At 69.6% G+C, this 16,171-nt stretch carries 16 protein-coding genes; 8 read left to right on the top strand and 8 right to left on the bottom strand.

Annotated elements, in window-relative coordinates; genetic code table 11:
* Positions 1 to 83 precede the first annotated feature (83 nt).
* The 3 genes from CA984_RS13805 to CA984_RS13795 all read right to left on the bottom strand — a co-directional run bounded on the left by CA984_RS13805 (position 84) and on the right by CA984_RS13795 (position 4,898).
* On the bottom strand, positions 84 to 302 hold the full coding sequence (locus CA984_RS13805) for a hypothetical protein (protein ID WP_086571947.1): 219 nt from the start codon (positions 300 to 302) through the stop codon (positions 84 to 86).
* 263 nt (positions 303 to 565) lie between these two features.
* A complete protein-coding gene (locus CA984_RS13800) occupies positions 566 to 1,522 on the bottom strand; it encodes a tyrosine-type recombinase/integrase (RefSeq protein ID WP_086571976.1) in 957 nt (318 codons plus the stop codon).
* 148 nt (positions 1,523 to 1,670) lie between these two features.
* Entirely contained in the window at positions 1,671 to 4,898 is a 3,228-nt protein-coding gene (locus CA984_RS13795) for an ATP-binding protein (RefSeq protein WP_086571974.1), read from the bottom strand.
* Between the two features lie 102 nt (positions 4,899 to 5,000).
* Between CA984_RS13795 and CA984_RS13790 the strand changes: the two genes are divergently transcribed.
* Genes CA984_RS13790 through CA984_RS13780 form a run of 3 tightly spaced genes read left to right on the top strand, consistent with a single transcriptional unit; the run spans position 5,001 to position 7,427 of the window.
* The gene (locus CA984_RS13790; RefSeq protein WP_086571972.1) at positions 5,001 to 5,639 is read left to right on the top strand and encodes a hemerythrin domain-containing protein; all 639 of its coding nucleotides are present in this window, start codon (positions 5,001 to 5,003) and stop codon (positions 5,637 to 5,639) included.
* Between the two features lie 34 nt (positions 5,640 to 5,673).
* The gene (locus tag CA984_RS13785) at positions 5,674 to 6,078 is read left to right on the top strand and encodes a DUF4267 domain-containing protein (RefSeq protein ID WP_086571945.1); all 405 of its coding nucleotides are present in this window, start codon (positions 5,674 to 5,676) and stop codon (positions 6,076 to 6,078) included.
* A 38-nt stretch (positions 6,079 to 6,116) separates the two neighbouring features.
* On the top strand, positions 6,117 to 7,427 hold the full coding sequence (locus tag CA984_RS13780; RefSeq protein WP_086571943.1) for an FAD-binding oxidoreductase: 1,311 nt from the start codon (positions 6,117 to 6,119) through the stop codon (positions 7,425 to 7,427).
* A 459-nt stretch (positions 7,428 to 7,886) separates the two neighbouring features.
* Here CA984_RS13780 and CA984_RS46085 read toward each other — a convergent pair whose 3' ends face one another.
* From CA984_RS46085 to CA984_RS13760, 5 genes are all read right to left on the bottom strand, one after another.
* Positions 7,887 to 8,030, bottom strand: coding sequence for a hypothetical protein (locus CA984_RS46085; RefSeq protein ID WP_165781234.1), 144 nt, complete (start codon positions 8,028 to 8,030; stop codon positions 7,887 to 7,889).
* Positions 8,031 to 8,564: 534 nt separating this feature from the next.
* Entirely contained in the window at positions 8,565 to 8,948 is a 384-nt protein-coding gene (locus tag CA984_RS13775) for a VOC family protein (RefSeq protein ID WP_086571941.1), read from the bottom strand.
* Positions 8,945 to 9,319: an ArsR/SmtB family transcription factor gene (locus CA984_RS13770; protein ID WP_086571940.1), complete on the bottom strand. Its 375-nt coding sequence runs from the start codon at positions 9,317 to 9,319 to the stop codon at positions 8,945 to 8,947. The genes CA984_RS13775 and CA984_RS13770 overlap by 4 nt, the downstream gene beginning before the upstream one ends.
* Positions 9,306 to 9,740 (bottom strand): SRPBCC domain-containing protein, encoded by a 435-nt coding sequence (locus tag CA984_RS13765; RefSeq protein ID WP_086571938.1) that lies wholly within the window; start codon positions 9,738 to 9,740, stop codon positions 9,306 to 9,308. The genes CA984_RS13770 and CA984_RS13765 overlap by 14 nt, the downstream gene beginning before the upstream one ends.
* Before the next feature lie 410 nt (positions 9,741 to 10,150).
* On the bottom strand, positions 10,151 to 11,092 hold the full coding sequence (locus CA984_RS13760; protein WP_086571936.1) for a quinone oxidoreductase family protein: 942 nt from the start codon (positions 11,090 to 11,092) through the stop codon (positions 10,151 to 10,153).
* 63 nt (positions 11,093 to 11,155) lie between these two features.
* On the opposite strand from CA984_RS13760, the gene CA984_RS13755 reads away from it, so the two are divergent.
* From CA984_RS13755 to CA984_RS13730, 5 genes are all read left to right on the top strand, one after another.
* Positions 11,156 to 11,962 carry a LysR family transcriptional regulator gene (locus CA984_RS13755; RefSeq protein WP_242675932.1) on the top strand — a complete coding sequence of 269 codons (807 nt, stop codon included), beginning with the start codon at positions 11,156 to 11,158 and terminating at the stop codon, positions 11,960 to 11,962.
* Between the two features lie 456 nt (positions 11,963 to 12,418).
* The gene (locus tag CA984_RS13750) at positions 12,419 to 13,270 is read left to right on the top strand and encodes an RNA polymerase sigma-70 factor (RefSeq protein WP_341351709.1); all 852 of its coding nucleotides are present in this window, start codon (positions 12,419 to 12,421) and stop codon (positions 13,268 to 13,270) included.
* A 380-nt stretch (positions 13,271 to 13,650) separates the two neighbouring features.
* Complete coding sequence (locus CA984_RS13745; protein WP_086571932.1) at positions 13,651 to 14,295, top strand: dihydrofolate reductase family protein; 645 nt, start codon at positions 13,651 to 13,653, stop codon at positions 14,293 to 14,295.
* 289 nt (positions 14,296 to 14,584) lie between these two features.
* The gene (locus tag CA984_RS13735) at positions 14,585 to 15,118 is read left to right on the top strand and encodes a hypothetical protein (protein ID WP_086571925.1); all 534 of its coding nucleotides are present in this window, start codon (positions 14,585 to 14,587) and stop codon (positions 15,116 to 15,118) included.
* A gap of 27 nt (positions 15,119 to 15,145) precedes the next feature.
* A complete protein-coding gene (locus CA984_RS13730; RefSeq protein ID WP_086571922.1) occupies positions 15,146 to 16,165 on the top strand; it encodes a hypothetical protein in 1,020 nt (339 codons plus the stop codon).
* The last annotated feature ends 6 nt before the right edge of the window (positions 16,166 to 16,171 follow it).

Below are 16,171 nucleotides of genomic sequence, written 5' to 3'. Positions count from 1 at the left end.
CGCCCGCGATGACCTGTCACACCCCGGCATGGCCAGATGAGGGCCGTTGTCGGCGGAACATGGTCTAGACATTAGCGACCTGGTCAGGGGTCATACGGGGGCTGTTTCCGGACCTCCCGCGTGATCTGCTCGTTCCTCCGCTGCGTCCGCTTCCAGGACTTCCTGTCCACTCCAAACGGCGGGTTGCTGCGGGAGGTCGGCTTCGGAATTCCCCGCCACCCGGGATGCTCCTCGCTATCCTCGCTCGAGGCGATCAGGTAGACGATCACAATGACAATCGCTATGCCCAGCAGGAATTCCATGGGCGACTCCTTTACAGTCCTGGCTGCGTCTGTTGCGGTCACCTTCAGTTCAGAGTGTCGTTGTGCGTCGTGCCTGGCAACCCATCGCTCACGCGAAGCTCCTCATTCGCGGTCGGATTTGTGGAACCCCTGCCTGAAGGGGTCAAGGCCGGGCGGCCGCCCGGCGCTGACGCGCCGCCGGCGGCCTCGGGCCGGGCATCGTGGTCGAGGAACAGTGGTACAGCCGTTGGCGCTGAGAATGATCTTGACGTTTGAAATGGCCGTCAGCGTGTGCGACGGCGGGCGGCCGGGTCGGCTTCGGCGGTGACACGGGCAGAGGTCTTCTCGCCGAGCCGGACGTAGCGGCCCAGGCTTCCGAGGTGCTGGTGGTGGGATTTGGCCTGCAGTTCGGGAGCGGTCCGTCCGTCGGCGACCAGGTGCTGCAGAGCAGAGTTACGCAGTTGATGCAAGGCCCAGCCCTGCTCATGCGGGTCGAGGGCGCAGGTGGACTGCTTGAACAGGTATTCGGCACGCGGATATGACAGCCGTCCACGGCCGGTAGCAGAGCAGATGTCCGCGATAGCGGGAGCACGCGATCCGAAGGTGGAAGCGCGGCGGTCGGCAAGGAAGACCGGGCCGTTGGTACGGCCGCGCAGCAGGCGGGGCAACAGGCGGGCGGTAGCGGTTGCCCAGTGGACGTACTCGATCGCGTCGCCCTTGGAGGTGATGCGGGCGCGCCTGAACTCGAGGTCGAGGTCTTCGATGTTGGGGCAGAGGATCTCTCCTGCGCGGGCGGCGGTCTCGTACAGCATTCGCCACAGCACGCGCTCGCGCAGGCCGTGCCGGTCGTCGCCGAACAGCTTGTCCAGCCGGGTGCGTGGGACGGCGCGGTCGCCGCGGCGGGCGGGTGTGCGACGCTCCAGTCGTCGGGCGGGGTTGGTGGCCAGGATCTCCTGGCGCTGCGCCCAGGCGGTGAAGGAGGTGAGCGCGGGCAAGTGCCGATTCCAGGTGGCGGCCGCCGCGCCAGCCCACCGGCCCATCACTGCGGCATAGTCCTCGGGCGTGAGGGAGGCGGTGGCGTGTGTGCCGGCGCGGACGCTCAGAGGGGAGAGGGTCTCGCCGTAGCTGGCACGGGTCGTGGAAGTCGTGATCGTGTCGAGATAGCGGTCGACAGTGTCCGCCAAGTTCTGCTGGCTCACCGGGGTGCCGGCGGATGGAGCCGGGAACGGAACGACCGCCATGAGCGCCTCCACGCCGATGTGACACATAACGTTGGCGAATCGGCCTCAGCACTCCCGAGAGCGAGCTGACCACCTTGTCGACTCTCACTTGCAGTGAGACAGATAATGCAGATTCTGTGTCACGGATGTGCGGCGCCATGGGCAGTGGCTAGGTGGTCGTTCGCGATCGGGCCTCGGCGGCCCAATGAGGTGCGTTCCACCGGTCGGCGATGGTGGCGGCCTGGGCGAAGTGGGCGGCGGCCTCGTCGGCGCGGCCGAGGAAGACGGCCAGCTCGCCGAGGGTGTGGGCGACCGGGCGCAGCTCCACCGACAGGCTCGTGGCGTCCGGCGGGGGGCCGTCGCGGCGCGCAAGCAGCGTCGCGTAGATCTCCTCGGCCGCGGCGCGATCGTCCAGGGCGATGGCGGCCATCGCGCGGACGGTCGTGAGGAAGGTGAAGAAGTAGTCGGGGCGGATCGGGTCCGAGGTGCGTATCCGGCGGGCTTCGTCGATCAGGCCGTTGGCGTGCAGGGCGAGGACCAGCAGGTCGGAGGCGATCGGGCCGAACGCCTCGTGGAAGGCGCGCACCTCCTCCAGGTGCTCGCCGAGCGTGCCGTTGTTCACCCGGATCGCGGCCAGCGCGAGGCCGAGGAAGCCGACGGCGTGCAGGGATCCGGCACGCCGCATGCCGTCGGCGGCCTCGGTGTAGAGCCGTTCGGCGTCGGCGAACCGGCCCTCGACGAGGGCCAGGGTCGCCAGCACCACCTCGGCGACGCCGATCGCTTCGGGCAGCCGGTAGGTGCGCGCGAGGTCGAGTGCCTCGGCGGCCGCGCGGCGCATGGTGGCCGGGTCGTTGGCCGCGGCGGCGCATGCGGCCCGGTTGAGTAGCCCGGTGACGCGGTAGACGGGCAGGTCGTGCTCGGTGCCGATCGCCACCAGCTCGCGGCAGAGGTCGTCGCGTTCGGGCAAGCTGCCGTGGCCGCGGGTCAGGACCTGGAGGGCCGCCGCCCGCAGACGGGGTGAGGTGGCGAGGCCGAGCGCCTCGCGGGCCGCCGCCAGGGCGGTGGGGTCGTCCTCGCCGACCAGTTCTTCGGCGTAGGCGGCGAGGAGGTGGCTGCGTACCTCCGGGGCCAGTTCGGTGTGCTTGAGCAGGCGGCTCAGCCTGTCGACCATGGGCCGGTCCACCGTGCCGTACTCGCGGGACTGCCATGGTGTCGGCTCGGTCCAGGCCGTGAACGCGGCGATCATCAAGTCGTCGCGTCCCAGGGACTCGGCGTACTCGACGGCCTGCAGGCGGGTCTGGCGCGCGGCAAGCAAGGCGCCGGCCCGGACCTGCGCCCGCAGCAACCTGCCATGCAGGTCTATGCGCTCCTCCGGGTCGGTCGAGTTCGCGACCGCGTCGGTGAGGAGATCGGCCGCGACGTCGTGGGCGTAGCGTGCCTCGGCCAGCTCGGCGGCCCGCAGGCAGTAGCCGACGGCCTGGGGGGATCCGGCTCGCGCGTAGTGGTACGCGAGCGCCGTGATGTCACCAGTGGTCTTCAGCGCGGCGGCGATGCGGGCGTGCATGCGGGATGCCCGCAGGCGGCTGACGCCGGCGACGAGGGTGTCGCGGACGAGGGCGTGGACGAACCGCACCCGTCCGGGGCCGGGCTCACTCAGCAGCCCGGCGATCACGCCTGCGTCCAGTGCGGTCAGCACGCCTTCCTCGTCGGTGTCGGCGGCGTCCACGAGGACGTCCACCGAGCTCTCCCGGCCTGCGACCGCGGCCAGTCGCAGCACGGCCACGCCTGCCTCGGGCAGCCGTGCGAGGCGCCGCCGCAGCACGTCCCGTACGCCCTCGGGGACCTCGGAGAGGGCGACCAGCGCGCCCTCCCCGTTCATCAGCCGGGCGCTTTCGCGTACATAGAACGGGTTGCCGCCGGTGCGCTCGGCGATGGCGGCGGAGGTCTCGTCGTCGGCCTCGCACTCGGTCCGTACGAGCTGTGCGACGGCTTTCTCGTCCAGGCCGGGCAGGGGGAGCCGCAGCGGTGTGGCGCGCGCGAGGGAGGCCAGCGTTTCGGTGAGGTGTTCACTCTCGTCCGCCCGGTACGCCGCGACGACCAGCAGGGGAGCCCTGATGCCGAGGCCGCCGCCGAACAGCTCCAGCGTGACGGCGTCCGCCCAGTGCAGGTCGTCCAGCACGACGGCGACCGGGCGTTGCGCGGCCACGGCCGCGAGCCACTTCCACACGGCCTGACGCAGGCGGAACCGTCCCGCGGTGGCGTCGACGTTCACCGGCTCGGTGTCGGTGAGCAGTGGCGCGAGATCGCCGGCGAACTCGCCCGGGGACGTGGTCGCGGCGACGGCTCTCAGCGCCTCGGTCCAGGCCCACGCGGGCGGCGCGCTGTCGACCTCGGGGCAGTGGCCGACGGCGACCAGCCATCCGTCACGTTCCAGCCGCCTGCCGAGGTGTTCCAGCAGCGTCGACTTGCCGAGCCCGGCCTCGCCGGTGACAAGGGCGATGCGCGCTCCGTCGGCGGCGGCCTCGGCAGCGGCCGCGACCAGTGCCGCCAGCTCCTCCTGGCGTCCGACGAACGGCGCCTCGGTGATCGGAACCGTCTGCGGCAGCGGGACAACAGGCGGTGCCAGGAACACGGACGCGTGGAGGACGTCCGTGCGCTGGGTGAGGATCGCCTCCTCCAACGCCGTCAGGTCCGGGCCGGGGTCGAGCCCGAGCTCCTCGGCGAGGATGCCGCGGGCGCGGCGGAGCGTCGCAAGCGCGGCGGCTTGGCGGCCGCTGCTCCACAGTGCCAGGGCGTGCAGCCGCCAGCCTTCCTCGCGCAGCGGCTCGTCGCGGGTGAGCCGCTCGGCCTCGGGGACCACCGCGGCGGCGTCGCCGATGCGCAGGCCCGCAGCGACGTGCAGTTCGGTGGCGACCAGGCGCAGCTCGTTCAGCCGGGCCGTCTCGGCGGCGGCCCACGGCTCGTCGGCGACCTCGGCGAACGCCGGTCCCTGCCACAGCCCCAGCGCCTCGGCGAGCCGAGCCTGCGCCGCGCGTGGGTCGGTGTCCGTACGGGCCTGGTCGAGCAGGCCCTCGAACCGCCACGCGTCCACTGCATCCGGTGGCAGCCGCAGCGCGTAGCCAGGCGGCGCGCTCACCAGCAGCCGGGCCGGCGTGCGCGGCGGACGTCCGGGCTCCAGCAGCCGGCGCAGGTTGGACACGTACGCCTGCAGGGACATCAGCGCCCGCGCGGGCGGCTCCCCGCGCCACAGGTCCTCGATCATCCGGTCGGCCGGCACGACCTGCCCGCGCGCCGCCACCAGCAACGCCAGCACGCCCCGCTGCCGAGGTCCGCCCAGGGGAACAGGCTCGCCGCCGACCTCGGCCCCGAACGAGCCCAGCACCCGGATGAAGACCATGATCCGCACATCTTACGTAGACGTTCCAAATCGCTTCCAAATGCCTTCCAAACACCCAGGAGCAGCCTGAACACATCGCAACCGATGAAGGAGCGGGAACAGATGAGCGTCGACACCCAGGACATGGAGATCGTCCACCGCGTGCTCCGCCGTGAGTCACGGCTGCTGGTGGAGCTCGTCGCGGCCGTCGCCCCGGGTGACACCGCTCGCGCCAAGGTGATCGCCGGCCACTTCCGCGTCTACCGGCTGGGCCTGCACAACCATCACGAGGGCGAGGACGAGCTGCTGTGGCCGCCGCTGCTTTCCCGGGTGGACCTGGAGGCCGACATCGTCCTGCGCATGCAGGCCCAGCACGAGCGCGTCGCGGCCACCCTGAGCAGGCTGGACGCCGCGCTCCCTGCCTGGGAGGCCACCGCGGGCGCCGACGAACGCGACACCCTGGCGGCCGCCCTCTGCGAGCACCGCGCGGTCCTGCTGGAACACCTCGACGACGAGGAGGCCACCCTCCTCCCGCTCGCGGCCAAGCACATCACCCGACAGGAGTGGGCCTCCCTGGGCGACCACCTGGTACACAACACTCCCAAGCTCATTCTGCTCACGCTCTTCGGCGCTGTCCTGGAAGAGGCGAACCCGGCCGAGCGCGCCCTCGTCCTCAGCGGCCTGCCCGCCCCGGTCCGCCTCATCTGGCACGTCATCGGCCGCCCACGCTACGCCCGCCACATCCGCCGCGTCCGCGGCTGAACCCTGCCCGTCCGTACAAACAAGGAGAACGACCATGTCGCTGAAGAAGCTCAACACCGTCCTGGCCGCCGTCGTCGTCCTGTTCACCCTCTACCTCGGGTTGTCCTTCGTCCTGCCCCTCGGGACGACCTTCCCGGGGCTGGCGAACTGGCCCTCTGACGGCAGCGGCTTCTCCATCGTGAAGGGCAGCCGCGAGATCGCGATGGGCCTGGCCATGGGCATCCTGCTGGTGACAGGCCACCGCCGCCCGTTGGGCTGGGTCCTGCTGATGATGGCCGTCACCCCGTTCGGCGACATGGTCAACGTCCTGGCCCACCACGGATCCACGGCCGCCGCGCTCGGCATCCACGGCCTGACCGCGGCGCTGATCGCGATCACGGGGTTGCTGACCCTCCGCGAGACCGGCACCACCCCGGCGACCGCCGCGCAGTCCGCCTGACGTCCGCATTCTCTGACAACTCGAAAAGGGAGACGACAATGACGATCAACGATCTGCGCGGTGTCCTGAAGGGGCGCGTGCTCCTGGCCGGTGACGACGGCTTCGAACAGGCGGCCACCCCATGGAATCTGACCGTCAGGCAGCCGGTGGCGGCCGTGGCGGAGGCCGCGGACGCCGATGACGTGGCGGCGCTCGTGCGTTACGCGCGGCGGGCGGGTCTGACGGTGACCGCGCAGCCGAGCGGCCATGGCGCCTCCGGTGATGTGGACGGCCTGATCCTGTTGCGTACCGGCCTGCTGAACGAGGTGGAGGTGCGCCCGCAGGAGCGCGTGGTCCGGGTGGGTGCGGGCGCGAAGTGGGGGCAGGTGCTGGCGGCGGCCGGTCCGCTGGGGCTGACCGGCCTGTCCGGCAGCGCGCCGGGCGTCAGCGTGACCGGCTACACCCTGGGCGGCGGGGTCGGCTGGTTCTCCCGCAAGTACGGCTTCGCCGCCGACAGCGTGCGGGCTGTCGACATCGTGGACGCCGACGGCGAGCCGCGCCGGGTGAGCGCCGAGTCCGATGCTGAGCTGTTCTGGGCGCTGCGCGGCGGTGGCGGGGACTTCGCGGTGGTGACCGCCCTCGAACTCGAGCTGTATCCGGCGCCCGTCCTGTATGGCGGGCGGGTGATCTGGCCGGAACACCGCACCAGGGAGGTGTACGACGCGTTCCTGGAGATCACCGCCGAGGCGCCGCGCGAACTGAGTGTCTGGATCAACCGGCTCCAGCCGCCCGGCGCACCGCCGATGGTGACGCTGGACCTGGCCTACCTGGGTGAAGCGGCTCAGGGGGCGGACCTGCTGGCGCGCATCGACAAGATCGAGGACGCGATCTCCGACAGCCGCGGCGTCGTCCTGGTCGCCGACCTGGGTGGCATCGCCGCCGAGCCCACCGATCCCGCCCCGTCCATCGCCCGTGCGGAGCTGCTCACCGGCCTGGACCCGGACGCGGTGGAGCTCCTGCTGGCCAAGCCGGTCCAGCCGCTCATCAACGTGCAGATCAGGCACCTGGGCGGGGCGCTCGCCGAACCGGGCGCCGGGGCCGGTGCGAGCGGCGCGGTGGCCGAGCCGTACCTGCTCAGCCTGCTGGGTCTCGGCCTGCCGCACACGGCCGAGGCGACGCGCGCCAAGCAGGCCGAGGTCGTGGCCGACCTGGGGGCCTACATCAGCGGGCGCAAGCCGTACACCGTGCTGTCGCCCGGTGAGACGGCGGCGAAGTCCTTCTCGGCCGGCGCGCTCGCGCGGCTGCGGGAGATCAAGCGGGCCCGTGATCCGCACCACGTGTTCCGCGCGAACTACCCGGTGCTCGAATAGATCGGCACGTGGCCCGACTCTCTGGATGGCCTCCATAGGCTATGCCGGGGTCGCAGGCAGGCGCCTTCCCGTTCGGACATCGCCGGGAAATGAGGCGGACGAACGGGAAGGCGCAACTCAGCCAACGACGATCCCACGCCCTGAACGAAATCGCTGCCTTGAGGCCCTCGGCCCACATACGCCCAGAACCCACATTCAGTGGATCTTGATTCGCATTTCGCCTGTTCAGGGGGTAACCGGAATGCGCGAGTGAGAGGGCGAGGTCTCGGGATTCCGGCTCGAACATGTGGGGATAAGTCCGGCGTGATAACGATCGGCGTTGCGTTTCGCAGGTCGTGGTGTCTGGTAAGTACCTTTATGTCAACCCGAGCTTGTCCTGTCAGCCCCACGTCAAGATCGTGAATGTGGGTTTTGGGCCTATGTGGGCTGCCCCCCTTGACGCCCAAGGAACGGCGCCCCCTAAACGCCGTCGTCGTCGAAGACGCCGAAGACGCCGAAGACGCCGAAGACCAGGTTGATCAGCTTGGTCGACATCAGCAGTGCGAACAGATCCAGCACGTCGTCGATGGCCATCGCTTCCAGGTGGCGCACCAGAGTGCACATGAGGTGCCTCGGTGATTCCGGACAGCCGTCTTATGGGCGCAGCCTATGCGGCTGCTCGGGTTGCAAGGGACTCGTTGAGTACCTCAGACGGGGTGCCGTCGACGACCGTGTCACAGCCCCAAACGAGTGTCCTTTACCGAGGCCACGCCCCTCTACGTGAGGGTCGGCTGCGGGTGCGTACTGGCATCAAGGACGAAGGTCAGCGGCACTCGGCTGTCCGCGCCATCGCCGACGAACTCGTCGACACCACTCACGCTCGTAGTGGCGCACCCGTCATACTTAACCCTGCGGCCATTGTTGTGATCTTCGTTTCTCCGCAGAACAGAAGATCGGTGATGGCCGTGCTCATGTCACGACGACGTGCCGCTCCGCCACCCAATCGTGATCATCCAGGACGGGTGACTGTGCTGCGACAGCAAACCTTGGGCTTGTGTCATCGGAGCTTGAGCGACTCGGGAAACCGGGCGGTCGGCTCCGCGCTACCGCCGAGGGTGGCCGCTCACCTCGCTGGGATGCCTCATCGCGACATCAGGATCAGCCGGACTCCGCGAGCAGATGCACGACACCGGCCGGGTTCTTGATCCAGTGGGTTCTGGAATCGAGGTTGTTCAGGGGCTCGACCTCGTCACACGGGTGGATACCGATGTCGGCCAGTTTGCCCGCTGCCGCGTCCAGGTCATCGGTGTGGAGCTGCAGCCACAGGTCGGGCTGGCTGTAGTTGTCGACGCAGTCGAGCCACAGCGTATTGGGTCCGAACCGCACGGAATGAGTTCTCGAGACGGTCGGCGCGTAGGAGACGTCGTCCTCTTTGACGTCGAAGCCCAACGTGTCGCGGTAGAAGGCCACGGTGGCCTCGTACTGTGCCTTGGGGATCTTCATGGCGATGTTCAGGCCGGCCGTGAATTCAGGCTTGCTCATTGTCGCGTGACTCCTTGGTTCGTGTCGGTGGCGCTGTCAGTGGCCTCCAGTGCGCCTTCCAGCGCGGCCAGCCGGTCATCCCACCTGCCGGCGAGCCTGGCCAGCCACACCTGGGCCGTGCGGATGGCGGCTGGTTCCAACCGGTAGGGATGGCGACGGCCGGCCGGTTCGCCGGAGCTGATCAGGCCCGCTTCGGCGAGCTGGCCGAGGTGCTTGGCGACCGCCTGGCGGCTGATCGGCAACCGTCGCGCCAGATCAGTGACGGTTGCGGGCCCGGCGCGGGCGAGCTCCTCCAGCAGCGCCCGCCGCGTGGGATCGGTGAGCGCCGCGAACACCGCGACGGCCTGGCCCTCCGCGTCAGGCGGTCGCATCGAGGTAGGTCTTCAGATCGACGAGCTCGGCGTCCCATCCCTGACTGTTGGCCTTGTGGGCGGACCGGGCCACGTCGGCGGCGGCCTGCGCGAACCCGCTCTCCACCAGGCGCAGCCGAGTGCCGTCCGGCACCGGCTCCAGGGTGAAGTCCACAAGCGTCTGAGGTGCGTCATCCTCCGGCAGGCCCTCGATCGCCCACCTGAACGCGAAACGGTGTGGTGGGTCGACCACCGCGATCGTGGCGACGGATTCCTCGTCCAGGTCGTCCCAACGGAAGAACGCGCGCCCACCGGGCCGCAGATCTATCTCCGCCACCGAGCCGAACCACCGCGAGAGCCCTTCCGCGGTGGTCAGCGCCGCCCACACCCGCTCGACGGGGTGGCGTAGCACCGTCACACGTTCGATCGCGTCCGAATCCATGCCCACCCTCCTTCGCAACCTGTAGGTTGCCATTAATTGGCAACCTACAGGTTGCGATCGTCGCCCGCAAGCCCCGGCCCGGAGGGCGACTTACCACGCACCCGCGCATGCGGCATCCCTCACCTGCTTGGACCGCCATCTGCACAACAACCGGACGGGCGACATGATCGGGGCGTCCCTCTGCGCCAAGCTCAAGGCTCGCTGTCACGGGACGGCGACCTTAAAACGCAAGGTACGGGATGTCCGGACGGATGGATCGCTGTCCGTCCGGACGGCCGCACGCGTCGGGGCAACTGCCGGAGAGCGGGGCACGGGGTGCTCACCTGCACACCTCCCGGGAGACAGGTGAGCGGAGTGCCCTTCGCCATCCCGGAGGCAGGCGGATAGCGGGCTTCTGCCGCAGAAGGGCTTCACGCCATGCGGAGGATGACCTTGCCGGTGGTGCGGCGGGTGGTCAGGGCGGTGAGGGCGGTTGCGGCCTGGTCGAGAGGGTACTCGGCGCCCACCAAGGGGTGGACGCGTCCCGAGGCGGTCAGGGCGAGCAGGTCGTGGAGCGGCGCGGCGGCACGGCTGCCGGGAAGGCGCAGGTGGGCGCCCAGCCAGTAGCCGCCGACGGTGATGTTGCGCTCGCTGAGGATCCCGGGGTCGACGGGGGCGGGGTCGATCCCTCCGGAAGTGCCGTAGGTGATCAGGCGGCCGAAGGGCGCCAGCGCATGAGGGGCTGCCTCGAAGACGGAGCCGCCGACGGCGTCGAGGATCACGTCGGCGAGGGCGCCGCCGTTGGCTTCGCGGATGCGCTCGGCGTAGCCGTCGGCCTCGCCGGGGATGGCGGCGTCGGCGCCGAGCCGGAGGACCAGGGCACGTTTGTCGGGGGTGGAGGCGGTGCCGATGACCCGTCCGGCGCCGAACTCCTTGGCCAGCTGGATCGCCAGGTGGCCGACGCCTCCGGCTGCGGCGTTGACGACGACGGTTTCGCCGGGGAGGATCCGCGCAGCCGTACGCAGAAGGTGCCAGGCGGTCAAGCCCTGGACCAGGAGGGCGAGCGCGGCGCCCGCGGAAAGGTCTTCGGGAATCTCGACCGGATCCTTCACCAGCGCCTTGGTGGCGAAGGCACTGCCGGCGAAGGCGAGCATGCGGCGACCGTCCGGGTCGCGGCCGACGACCTCGCCGCCGGGGATGAACGGCAGTCGTGGCGGCAAGTAGGTGCCGCGCAGGCGTTCGGCGTCGGCGAAGTTGAGACCGGCGGCCTCGACGTCAAGGAGGATTTGGCCGGGGCCCGGCACCGGGTCGGGAAGGTAGGCGGGGGTCAGGACATCGGGTTCGCCCAGGCGTTTTGCCACCATTGCTCTCATGCCGTAGACGCTAGGAGCCACACGGTTCCGCAGGTAGCGGGTGGGATTTGTGGATGAGGCGGAATGTATGAGGATTTTTCATACGTTGCCGCTCTCATGGATGACCTGAGTGTGGCCGAGCTGCGCGTGCTGGTGGCGGTGGACGGCGAAGGCGGCGTATCGGCGGCGGGGGTGCGGCTGGGGCTGACGCAGTCGGCGGTCTCGCATGCCCTGCGCGCGGCGGAGAAGAAGATGGGCACGGTGCTCTTCCAGCGAGGGCGGGGCGGTGCCCGGGCCACGCCCGCCGGTAATGCCGCGGTCGGGCACGCACGGCGCATCTTGCGGCTGATCGAGGTCMTGAAGGTCGACACCCTTACTGCCGCGCGGGGCGAAGCCACGGGGACGATCCGGGTGGCGGACGGGCGCGCCGATGTGGGGATGGTCTCACTGCCGGTGTATGTGGACGGGCTGGTGACGAAGGAGCTGTACGCGGAGCCGTACCTGCTGGCTTATCCGGAAGGGCATCCGGATCCGCGGTCGCTGCCCATAATCGATTGGCATGAGAACTGCGCGGGTGAGACCCGGCGCTGGCTGGCGCGGCAGGAGTGGATTCCACCCGGCGACATCACCGTCGAGGACGACGGGGTGGTGATGTCGATGGTGGGGCACGGACTCGGTGCGGCGATCGTGCCCAGGCTGTCCACGGTGGGTGCGCCTGCCAAGGTCGCGACGGCCGAGCTCGGCGACGGTGCGCCGCAGCGCCACGTGGGGTATGTGACCACGCCGGAGCTGGTCGGATCGGCGATCATCCGCGATCTGCTCGGCGAGTTGCGAGCGATGAAGGGCGTGGCCGGCTCGCCGGCGGTTGAACCAGCGGCCGGTCGAGAGTGAGCAGCAGGATTCAGCGGTTGAACCGGCGGGCGGCCGAAGGAGTGGCCGGGCTGACCGCGCTCGCCGCCGACGTGGGCCTGACGTATCGCCTGGACCAGGCCCGCCCGGTCGACAGCTTCGACGCGCACCGCCTGCTGCACGCGGCCACCGACCGCGGTCTCGGCGATCAGGTTCGGGAACGGCTGCTGCCGGGACCACGAACCGCAGCCCGTCGGCCGAGGCGACCAGCCCGCCGCCCCAGTCCTCGCGGGCGATGTGGATGGCGGCCTGCTTGTCGATCAGCTTCCCGGACGCCAGGCCCATGCCGTCGTGGTGGAAGTAGCCCTTCTCCACGCTGATCAGCCGATGGATGCCCAGCATAGGACCCCCGGGCTCGGCCACCGGCCCCAACCGAGGTTGCGGGAGCGCGCCCGCCAGATGTGCGGGCCGGCGAAAAGTCTCTGCCACCCTGGATGGGTGATCGAGAAGTTCGAGGCTCACCGGCAGAGGATGTTCGGCCTGGCCTATCGGATGCTCGGTTCGGCGGCCGAGGCCGAGGACGTCGTCCAGGACGCCTACCTGCGCTGGCAGGGGATGGAGCGGGAGGGCATCGGCTCGCCCGGGCCGTGGCTGGCCAAGGTGGTCACCAACCTCTGCCTCAACCGGCTGACCTCCGCCCGTGCCACCCGCGAGCGTTACGTTGGCTTCTGGCTCCCCGACCCTGTGGCGACCGAGGCACTCGGCCCGCTGGAGACCGCTGAGCAGCGCGACTCGATCTCCATGGCGTTCCTGGTGCTTCTGGAGCGGCTCACTCCCGCCGAGCGGGCCGTGTTCGTGCTGCGCGAGGCCTTCTCGTACGGCTACCGCGAGATCGCCGGGGTGCTTGACCTCTCCGAGGCCAACTGCCGCCAGCTCCACCTCCGGGCTCGGCGGCGGGTCGGCGAGCGCCCGAGGTTCGACGCCCCCGGCGAGCACCGGCGGGCGATCGTGAACCGGTTCCTGGCGGCAGCGAGCGGTGGCGACCTGGCCGGGCTGGAACAGGTGCTCGCCGCCGACGTGGTGGCCTGGTCCGACGGCGGCGGCAAGGTCACCGCGGCACGGCGGCCAGTGACGGGCCGGGACCGGGTCGTCCGTTACGTGGCCGGGGTCATGGCCAGGTTCGGGATGGTCGGAGTGGAGTTCGCCCACGCCGAGGTCAACGGCCAGGACGCGTTCCTCGGCCGGGGCGGGGACGAGCTCGTCACGGTTCTGGTGGTGGAGGTCGCGGACGATCGGGTTATCGGGCTGCGTGCCGTGCTCAACCCCGATAAGTTGTCACACTTCCAGTAGCTCGCCGGTTCCTGACTACATGCCGGAAAACATCCTCGTCACCGGAAGGCGATGGGGCGATGAGAGAGACGACGATCTCCTCGCGCATGCCGTACGGCACGGCGGCGACCTGCGTGCGTGCGGGACTCACCGCACTGGCGCTCTCGAGGCCGTCGTCGGGTAGGGGCGCTGCCGTCCCCCCGGGGTTCTACGAGGGCGTCCCGCTGCCCGGACATCCCTGGGGGCGATGCTTCCGCAGAGGCCATGTGCGGGATGGCGGCGCCGCCTTCCTGCGGCACCGGACCGCAAGAATCTCCCCGCTGTTCCGACTACCTCCCCGAAGGGGCGCCCGGCCTGGGCGTCCTGTCAGAAGTTGCTTGTCAGCTCCTGAAGGAGGATGCATGTCGCAGCTGTTGAGGGTGCAGTGCTTCAACGTGTCGCGGGACGGGTTCGGCGCGGGGGAGGGGCAGAGCTTGGACCGGCCTTTCGGCCATGCGGACCCCACCCCCCTCTGGTCCTGGGCGGGCGCCACCGCGAGCTGGGTGAACCGCACCGACCCCGGCGGCACTCGCGGCCTGGACGACTACCTGACCCGCGATCACACCCGCGACATCGGCGCGGAGATCATGGGGCGCAACAAGTTCGGCCCCCAGCGTGGCCCTTGGGAGAACCACGAGTGGCGGGGATGGTGGGGAGACACTCCGCCGTTCCGCACGCCGGTCTTCGTGCTCACCCACCACGAACGCCCGTCCTTCACCCTGGCCGACACCACTTTCCATTTCCTCGACGCGACACCGGCCGAGGCGCTGGCACGCGCGAAGCAGGCCGCCGACGGCCGGGACGTGCGCCTCGGCGGCGGAGTCGCCACCGTCCGCGAGTTCCTCGAGGCCGACCTGGTCGACACGGTGCACATCGCCGTCGCGCCCGTCGACCTCGGTCGAGGCGAACGGCTGTGGGAGAGCCACACCGACCTGCTCGACCGCTTCCACCTTGAGACGGTGCCGAGCCCCAGTGGAGTCACTCACCTGTTGTTCTGGAGACGATGACCACCGATCCCGCCGGGAAGGGCTCGCCGGTGAGGTCGATCGAGCGGGCCTCCCCCCGCAGTTCAAGCGCCTGACCTCGGCGCGGGTGCCGCACGTGTTCTTCACCCCGATGGCCGATGAGATCGGCTGGGCCAAGGAGCGCACCGCCGGCCCCGAGGTGGTGCCGGCGCTGAAGTGCTTTCAGAAGATGGCGTGCTTCCGCCCCCCGACATCGGGGCATGGGATAATCTACGCGGTCAGGCAGCTTCAGTCTGTCCCCCTCTGACCAGGTAAAAAAGGGGGAACAGACATGGAGATCAGACCACAGGCGGTCGTCATCCCCAAGGAGACCGACCAGCTCGAGCAGGGCAAGTACGGCCCCGTCTACCCGCGGACTCCGGCGTGTCACGGGTTCACCATCATCGCCGACGTCAAACCCGGCCGGGCCGAGACGATCCGCGACTACGGTCACGCCCTGGCCACGGCGCTGGAGAGCGATCCGTATCTCCTCGCGCCGCTGAAGCTGCACTACCTGCGCTGGGTGCTGTTCGACGACGACAGGCGCTTCATGTACCAGGGGATCTTCGACACCGACTTCGACAAGTACACCGAGGACGCCGTCGCGCTGTTCACCAAGGCGGGGGTGAGCACGGCCTTTGAGAACCTCGAAGGTTTCCCCGAGGACTGGAAGACCAATCCCGAGGCGTTCGCCAGGTTCGTCCGCGAGCATCACTGCCCGAGTTTCATCGAATACGGCGAGTATCCCTACGTCACCGCCGATGAGATCAAGAAGGCACTGCGGATCAAGAGCGCCCTGTCGGAGATGCTCGACCAGCTGCAGTGACATCCGCCGACGCCACCCGGAGACGAGATGAAAGAATTCACAACGGCACGCACCTACAACCAGAACCACACCCCGCGCCCCTACACTCCCGGCCGGCGGCGGCTGAGCATCTACGTCGCCTGGAGCTATCCGGCCGAGGCCGGCAGGAACGCGGCCGAGCTCGACAACCGCTTCTCCACGATGACCGAGGTGCGCCGCGTGACCTGGCCGGCCTACGAGGACCCGAAATGGTCCGACCCGCTGCGGTTCCAGCAGGGCATCGCGGGCGGTCTGGAGCTGTTCTTCTGGGGCTGGCTGCCCTTCCAGCAATTCGTCCAGGAGAGCACCGGGCATCCGGTGCCTGTCTACCAGCGCGTCGATCAGGCCGGATTCCACACCCCCCTGGACGAGCGGGTGCTGGCCGACACCGACACCCTGTTCGTGTGGGGACTGGACCACATGATCACCGGGCAGGACGCCACCCCCGGTGAGATCGAGGCGGTACGCGACTTCCTCACCCGGGAGGGAACCTGCCTGGCCCTGGGACCGCACCACGACGTCGGCGCCTCGGACGACCTGGCGGTACGCGATGCGGAGTACCACCACCACGGCGACGCGCTGGTGCCCCGCCAGCAGCGCTTCGGCAGGTACACCCGATCGCTGATGGCGGGTCTGAAGATACCTGTGGAAAACCGCTACGGCCTGCGTCCTGCGGCGGCGGACGGCAACAGAAGCGTCCCGCTGTCCATCGCCCGGGATCTGGACACCAGGGGATGGCTGGAAGGCGTGTCCAGTTTCAACTTCCACATGCACCTGCCGCACTACGCCGTGACCACCGACGAGGCGGACGTCGTCCATGTGCTGGGCAGGCAGCCGATCGACCTGTCCCGGCCGCCGCACCCGTTCACCGAGGCCGGCAACACCGAGTTCAACATGTTCCTGTGGATGCCTCCGGGCGGGGACCGGGCGGGGGATGTGATCTTCGCCGATACCACGATCTTCAGCGCGCTGTTCGGCGTCGACGAGAGTCTGCACGCCTTCTGGAACAACATCGTCTCAGCGAAGTAACGCGGT

This window comes from Streptosporangium minutum, from assembly GCF_002149035.1.
GTDB lineage: Bacteria > Actinomycetota > Actinomycetes > Streptosporangiales > Streptosporangiaceae > Streptosporangium > Streptosporangium minutum.
This window is presented reverse-complemented; position numbering and strand designations above follow the sequence as displayed.

Bases quoted from the DNA above. Each gene is read 5' to 3' on its own strand.
- CA984_RS13805 (WP_086571947.1), bottom strand. From the start codon at position 302: ATGGAATTCCTGCTGGGCATAGCGATTGTCATTGTGATCGTCTACCTG.
- CA984_RS13785 (WP_086571945.1), top strand. From the start codon at position 5,674: ATGTCGCTGAAGAAGCTCAACACCGTCCTGGCCGCCGTCGTCGTCCTG.
- CA984_RS13770 (WP_086571940.1), bottom strand. From the start codon at position 9,319: ATGCGACCGCCTGACGCGGAGGGCCAGGCCGTCGCGGTGTTCGCGGCG.
- CA984_RS13795 (WP_086571974.1), bottom strand. From the start codon at position 4,898: ATGGTCTTCATCCGGGTGCTGGGCTCGTTCGGGGCCGAGGTCGGCGGC.
- CA984_RS13765 (WP_086571938.1), bottom strand. From the start codon at position 9,740: ATGGATTCGGACGCGATCGAACGTGTGACGGTGCTACGCCACCCCGTC.
- CA984_RS13760 (WP_086571936.1), bottom strand. From the start codon at position 11,092: ATGAGAGCAATGGTGGCAAAACGCCTGGGCGAACCCGATGTCCTGACC.
- CA984_RS46085 (WP_165781234.1), bottom strand. From the start codon at position 8,030: ATGTGCACTCTGGTGCGCCACCTGGAAGCGATGGCCATCGACGACGTG.
- CA984_RS13775 (WP_086571941.1), bottom strand. From the start codon at position 8,948: ATGAGCAAGCCTGAATTCACGGCCGGCCTGAACATCGCCATGAAGATC.
- CA984_RS13730 (WP_086571922.1), top strand. From the start codon at position 15,146: ATGAAAGAATTCACAACGGCACGCACCTACAACCAGAACCACACCCCG.
- CA984_RS13735 (WP_086571925.1), top strand. From the start codon at position 14,585: ATGGAGATCAGACCACAGGCGGTCGTCATCCCCAAGGAGACCGACCAG.
- CA984_RS13745 (WP_086571932.1), top strand. From the start codon at position 13,651: ATGTCGCAGCTGTTGAGGGTGCAGTGCTTCAACGTGTCGCGGGACGGG.
- CA984_RS13790 (WP_086571972.1), top strand. From the start codon at position 5,001: ATGAGCGTCGACACCCAGGACATGGAGATCGTCCACCGCGTGCTCCGC.
- CA984_RS13780 (WP_086571943.1), top strand. From the start codon at position 6,117: ATGACGATCAACGATCTGCGCGGTGTCCTGAAGGGGCGCGTGCTCCTG.
- CA984_RS13800 (WP_086571976.1), bottom strand. From the start codon at position 1,522: ATGGCGGTCGTTCCGTTCCCGGCTCCATCCGCCGGCACCCCGGTGAGC.